Below are 6198 nucleotides of genomic sequence, written 5' to 3'. Positions count from 1 at the left end.
ATCGGTCGCACCATCAACCTGGCTAAGGGAATCATCTACACCACGGAGTATAAAGAAAATTATAATGGCGCAAGCGAGCCTTTGTCTGGTATGCCAAGTCAGCCGGCATCCATCGCAGCGATACCCGGTTACAATGCTTCTTTAAAATTTTATACCTACGGTTTTGACTGGTACCCGGACCGCCTGCGCTGGTGGATATTACACCCTGTGACCAATGAAAAAATTATACTTTGGGATTACCAGGGATCAAAAACCGGAATACCGCAAAATCATAGCCATTACAGGATGAACTTCTGGCACACGAATAACTGGCCGGTTCAAACCAATCCTAACTCAATAGAAAAACCAAATCAACCTTACGAACTGGAGGTGGACTGGATGTCTTATAAACCGTTTAATAGATGAGCCAGCTGGTATATGACTTAACCTGAGAAAAAGGAATAATTTAAATTCGGATAAGCACTCAATTCTTTGTCACCACTTCATCCAGGTTCAATATTGCATTGGCTACAACAGTCAGTGCAGCGGTTTCGGGGTTGGTATGTTCGTTGATGCCACCCACTATTTCGCAGGTATTATCGGCGTTATTTTTAAATTGATCATACCCTTTTTTATACAAATTCGTTAATGCCTGCAAACTGCCTGCGTCTATTTCATGATGAGTAGCGAGTTTAAAACCGGTCTTAATTTGTTTTGCTACCTCGCTGCCGGCAAGGGTTTGCATTCGGTATGCAAAATGCCGGGCCAGGTCAATATAAGCTGAATCATTCAAAGCGGTGAGCGCCTGCAACGGCGTGTTAGTACGGATGCGGCGCACGGTACATACTTCACGGGAAACACCATCGAATGTTAACATGGAGGGATACGCTGCAGACCTTTTCCAGTAGGTATACAAGGCCCTGCGATACTGGTCTTCATTTTTACTTTGCACCCATTCCGCACCATTCCAGGGCGAAAGCCAGATGCCTTTTGGCTGGTAAGGAAAAACACTGGGGCCAAACATTTTATTGCTGATCACGCCGCTGACGCAAAGTGCCTGGTCCCTGATTTGCTCTGCTGATAAGCGAACCCTTGGATAGCGTGCGTAGAATTTATCCAACGGATCTTTCTGTAATTGCTCCACCGTTATTTTTGAATCCTGCCGGTATGTACTGCTGAGTACAATTGTTTTGATTAACTTTTTTACGCTCCATTGATCACCATGCATAAATCGATAGCTTAGCCAGTCCAGCAGTTCCTGGTGCGTAGGTGTTGTGCCCTGTGAGCCCATATCCTCCAGCGTTTCCACGAGGCCGGTGCCAAACAATTGTTCCCATACCCGGTTGACCATTGTTCGTGCAGTGAGTGGATTTTGGTCTGACGTTAACCATTGCGCCATGCCCAGCCTGTTTGCCGGTGCATTGGCTGGTAGCTTGCCCAACGATTTCGGAATATCCGGCTGCACGGCCGCACCTTTAACCAGCCAGTTGCCTCGTTCAAATACATAAGACGTGCGGTGCATATTGGCGGGGTTATCCATCATTACCGGCGTAGTGGGCACATCGGCATTCAGCAGACGCCAGTATTTTTTTTCAACACTGTCATAACCCGGCTTGCTGGCGGAAGCGAGTTCGTTTGTAAAATAAAACCAGTCGAATAACGCACCGGTAGCTTCCGGTTTTTTAAGCAAAGGATTGATGTAGGTAAAATATAAATTATGAAAACCAGTTTGTGGAATGATGTTGGTCTCGTTAATTGTCCAGCCATTTTTTGTTTGCTTCAGTGGAACATTTGCAATAACAGGACCGATTGGCTCATCAATATGTATTTGCCAGGTACCGCCTGCCGCATAACCCTGGTACCTGAAAATCAATTGTGTGCGGTTGGTAAGGTCCACATTTTTTAGCCGGCACAGCGCCTTGTTGCGCAAGGCCAGCCATTTGGTATCTGACAATTCGCTATTGGTAAAACTATCGCAGGTAAGACTGTTGTAAGCGGGTTCCCATGTTTTTAAAAATACATAGGCTTCCTTTGCTTTGGCAGGTGAAGCATTGCTTTGCAGCCAGTTGGTTACTGCAAGCAACTCTTTTTGCAGGCTGTCATTATAATGACGTAGCAATGGATAATCCGCCTGTGTATCTTCATCGCGGCTATCATTATAAAAAGCCAGGAACTTGTAATAGTCCTCATGTTTAAAGGGATCGTAGGGATGACTATGACATTGTACGCAGGCGAAAGTTGTTCCCATGGTGGCTTGCCAGGTGGTGTTCACCCGGTCCATTACGGCTGCCGTTCTGAACTCTTCATTGTCTGTACCGCCTTCATCATTGGTCATTGTGTTGCGCTGAAAAGCTGTTGCAATGAAGTCTTCATCGGTGGCACCAGGTAATAAATCGCCGGCTATTTGTTTGGTAAGAAAACTATCATACGGCATGTCATGGTTAAAGGCGTTGATGAGCCAGTCGCGGTAATGCCAGATGTTCCTGGTATCGTCCCGTTCGTAGCCTTTCGTGTCTGCATAGCGGGCAAGGTCCATCCAGAGTGCGGCCCATTTTTCACCATAATGCGGCGATGCCAGTAAAGAATCAACCAGGTTTGGATATGCTTTATCGCTGCTGTCATTCAGGAATTGTCGGGCAATATTTTCTGGCGCAGGCATGCCGATGATATCAAGTGCGGCACGACGCAGCAGGGTTTGTTTATTGGCCTGCAGCGAAGCAGCTACGCCCGCTGCTTTCCATTTGGCTTCAATAAAATTGTCTACTTCATTGCTCGCCCATTTGCTGCTGGTTTTAAATAAACCAAAGAAGGTTGTTGGCTGCGGAACAGGTGTTTCTTTAACAGGTGCATAAGCCCAGTGTTCGCCCCAGTGGGCGCCTTCATTTATCCAGCGGGTAAGTATCTCTATCTCTGCTGCTGATAAATGATCGTGTTTGTAAGGCATCCGTTCTTCCGGATCTTTTAGCGACAGCCTCCGGATCATCTCGCTGCTGCCGGCATCGCCGGGGATGATGGCTGGTTTACCAGACTTAGTATTGGCCAGCGCTTCATCGCGGAAGAGCAGGCTAAAACCGCCCTTTTGTTTTACGCCGCCATGGCAGGTGATGCAATTTTTATTGATAATGGGTTTTACCTCTGTTGTAAAATCAACCGGCGGTTTTTTGGTGATATACAAAAAACTACTGCCTGCCACGAGGAACAAGACAGCTACAACGGTGATTTTTTTAGAGAGAAAGGCAGGCATTGAATTTTCGTTTTTGCTTATTAAAATTAACGATAATTGGCCGAATAAGCCTCATCTGGTTTAAATACAAAAGCGTTATCTATAATGTAGAGATAAGCAGAAAAAGGAACATTTAAGTACATTAGTTTTAGCCCTGACAATCGAATAAATGCTTTCCATTGGGGACAGAAAAAAAGTAAATTGTACAAAAGAATATTATGGCAAGTTTATTAGACGAGAATCTGCAGTACTACTTTACTCAACTTAATGAAGCGGAAAAGAAATCAGTGCTGTTGATGTTAAAAACTTTTTTAGCCGGCCGCTCAAATACTGCTGACCATATAAGTATTGAACAATATAACAAAGAAATAGAAGAAGCATTGGAACAGGCAGAAGCAGGCAATTATATTACCCAGGAAGAGATGGAAAAACAAGCGGCTAAATGGTAAGGCAAATTCGATGGCCTTTGGCTACACAAAGGCAATTGAAAAAGTCTAGGATTATATTTTATTGGATTCATATCAGAATGCGGTCAAAATAAAAGAAGAAATTTTATTATCTACCAGGAAGCTAGCCACGCATCCTGAAATGCATGCACCTGATAAGTATAAAAATAATAATGATGGCAGTTTTAGAGCATATGAACTATACCGGTATAGAATTGCGTATAGGATTACAGAAAAAGAAATTATCATTGTAAGGGTTCGGCATACAAGCATGGAACCAAAAAATTATTAACTCTGTCTCCTGATGCATTAAGAATTGCCAACATCATCATTGACTTCAATTAGAAGACCAATGAACCAAATGGGTATAATGTACAAGAGGGCGACGCAAGAATTTACCACATTGCTTCTTAGCCCGGACAAAAACAACAACTTAAAAGATAATACAAAAGCCGAAGCGTCTAAACTTCGGCTTTATATTTTTGAGCTAACCTGTTATTCAGTAATACCTTCCAGCACAAGAAAAAACGCGTACTCTCTTGCCTTATCTTTCAATGGTTTAAACCTTCCGGAAGCGCCGCCGTGACCTGCGTCCATGTTGGTGTACAGAAACAATTTATTGCTGTCTGTCTTCATGGCTCTTAATTTGGCTACCCATTTAGCAGGTTCAAAATACTGTACCTGGCTATCGTGCAGGCCGGTTGTTACAAGCATATTCGGATAGGCTTTCTTTTCTACATTGTCGTAGGGCGAATAGCTCTTCATGTAGTCGTAACTTTCTTTGTTGGCGGGGTTGCCCCATTCATCGTATTCATTGGTGGTAAGCGGTATGGATGGGTCGCTCATAGTGGTCACCACATCAACAAAAGGCACGGCTGCAATTACGCCGTTCCAAAGATCGGGGCGCATGTTTACTACGGCGCCCATCAGCAATCCGCCGGCACTGCCACCGTTAATATACAGGTGTTTAGTGCTGGTATATTTATTGTTCAGCAGCCATTGGGCGCAGTCAATAAAATCGGTGAAGGTGTTTTTCTTTTTCATCATTTTTCCATCTTCGTACCAGTAACGGCCCATCTCCTGGCCACCACGGATATGCGCAATGGCAAAAGCAAAACCGCGGTTGAGCAGACTTAAACGGATACTGTTAAAAGCGGCATCAGTACTGGCGCCATAACTACCATAAGCGTACAAAAGCACAGGCGCATTGCCATCTTTACTAAATCCCTTTTTATACACAATAGAAACAGGGATTTTTGTTCCATCTTTAGCTGTTGCAAAAGCTCGTTCTGTTGTGTAATCACCCACTTTGAAATCGCCCAGCACTTCCTGTTGTTTCATCAGCTTTTTTTCTTTTGAAACCATGTTATAATCGTACACGGAAGTGGGTGTTGTGAGGGAAGTATAATTGAACCGCAGCACATCCGTATTGTAATCTGCATTGGTGCCAATGCCAGCAGTATAAGCAGGTTCATCAAAGGCGAGATAATGACTGGCATTGTCTTTCAGGCTGATGATATGGAGTTGCGTGAGTCCATTGATTCTTTCAGACACCGCCATAAAATTTTTAAACAGCTCAAAATTCTGCACCAGGATGCTGTCGCTGTGCGGTACCATATCTTTCCAGTTGCTGGTGTCTTTTTTATCTTCGGGGCAGGTGACTATTTTAAAGTTTTTTGCATGCAGGTTGGTGCGGATGTAGAACTGGTTATTGGCATGATCCACATCGTACAACACTTCTTTTATGCGTGGCTGAAAAACCGCAAATGCATCACCCGGTTTATCGGCATTTATCCATTTTATTTCTGACGATAATGTTGCCTGTGAAGTGATTAAAATGTACTTGTCTGATTTGGTTTTGCTTACGCCAATATAATTGCTGGGATCTTTTTCTTCGTACACGATTTTATCCTGCATCGCGTCGGTTCCAAGCTCATGTTTTTTTATTTTTTCAGATAATAATGTGACTGGATTTTTTGCAGTGTAAAAAATGGTCTTGTTATCATTGGCCCAAACAGGGTCGGCTTCTGTATCGGTAATGGCGTCTTTATAAATTTGGCCCGTCTTCAGGTTTTTTATGTAGATGGTGTATTCCCTTCTTGACAGCATATCAATACCATAAGCCAGCAAATTGTTATCAGGGCTGATGGCAAAACCGGTGGCTGAAAAATAGTTGTGTCCTTCCGCCATCGCATTCACATCCAGCAGCACTTCTTCAGCCGCATCCAGTGTTCCTTTTTTTCTGCAATACACAAAATAATCTTTGCCTTCTACCTGCCTGCTGTAATAAAAATAGCCTTGCTTAAAAAAGGGCACCGACTCGTCCTTTTCTTTTATACGGGCTTTCATTTCTGCATATAATTTTTCCTGCAATGCCTTTGTGCCCGACATCATGGTGTCGTAATATCTATTTTCTGCCGCCAGGTAGTCAACTACTTTGGTACTATCCGGGCCTTTCTTAAAAAAGTCATTCAGCCAGTAATAATTGTCTGTTCTTGTATCGCCATGGGCAATTAATTCTTTAGGCTTTATTTCGCATACTGGTGGTGC

General features: G+C 43.6%; 5 protein-coding genes. 3 read left to right on the top strand and 2 right to left on the bottom strand.

The annotated features are described in order from the left end of the window. Positions 1 to 405, top strand: a 405-nt coding sequence (locus JWR61_RS16150) for a hypothetical protein (RefSeq protein ID WP_301928783.1), incomplete at its 5' end; no start/stop codon positions are given. 58 nt (positions 406 to 463) lie between these two features. Here JWR61_RS16150 and JWR61_RS16145 read toward each other — a convergent pair. Then, on the bottom strand, positions 464 to 3223 hold the full coding sequence (locus tag JWR61_RS16145; protein WP_301928782.1) for a DUF1553 domain-containing protein: 2760 nt from the start codon (positions 3221 to 3223) through the stop codon (positions 464 to 466). Positions 3224 to 3420: 197 nt separating this feature from the next. On the opposite strand from JWR61_RS16145, the gene JWR61_RS16140 reads away from it, so the two are divergent. Beyond that, positions 3421 to 3651 carry a hypothetical protein gene (locus JWR61_RS16140; RefSeq protein WP_301928781.1) on the top strand — a complete coding sequence of 77 codons (231 nt, stop codon included), beginning with the start codon at positions 3421 to 3423 and terminating at the stop codon, positions 3649 to 3651. A gap of 61 nt (positions 3652 to 3712) precedes the next feature. Beyond that, positions 3713 to 3940 carry a type II toxin-antitoxin system RelE/ParE family toxin gene (locus JWR61_RS28285; protein ID WP_367881809.1) on the top strand — a complete coding sequence of 76 codons (228 nt, stop codon included), beginning with the start codon at positions 3713 to 3715 and terminating at the stop codon, positions 3938 to 3940. 203 nt (positions 3941 to 4143) lie between these two features. Here the strand turns inward: JWR61_RS28285 and JWR61_RS16135 are convergent. Further along, positions 4144 to 6198: S9 family peptidase (locus JWR61_RS16135; RefSeq protein ID WP_367881808.1), on the bottom strand; the 2055-nt coding region annotated here is incomplete at its 5' end.

The organism is Ferruginibacter sp., assembly GCF_028288465.1.
Classification (GTDB): domain Bacteria; phylum Bacteroidota; class Bacteroidia; order Chitinophagales; family Chitinophagaceae; genus Ferruginibacter.
The sequence above is the reverse complement of the archived record's forward strand: the minus strand, read 5'-3'. Positions and strand labels throughout refer to the sequence as shown.

What these genes read in the sequence shown, in the direction of transcription:
- JWR61_RS16145 (WP_301928782.1), bottom strand. Translation starts at nt 3,223, where the DNA reads ATGCCTGCCTTTCTCTCTAAAAAAATCACCGTTGTAGCTGTCTTGTTC.
- JWR61_RS16140 (WP_301928781.1), top strand. Translation starts at nt 3,421, where the DNA reads ATGGCAAGTTTATTAGACGAGAATCTGCAGTACTACTTTACTCAACTT.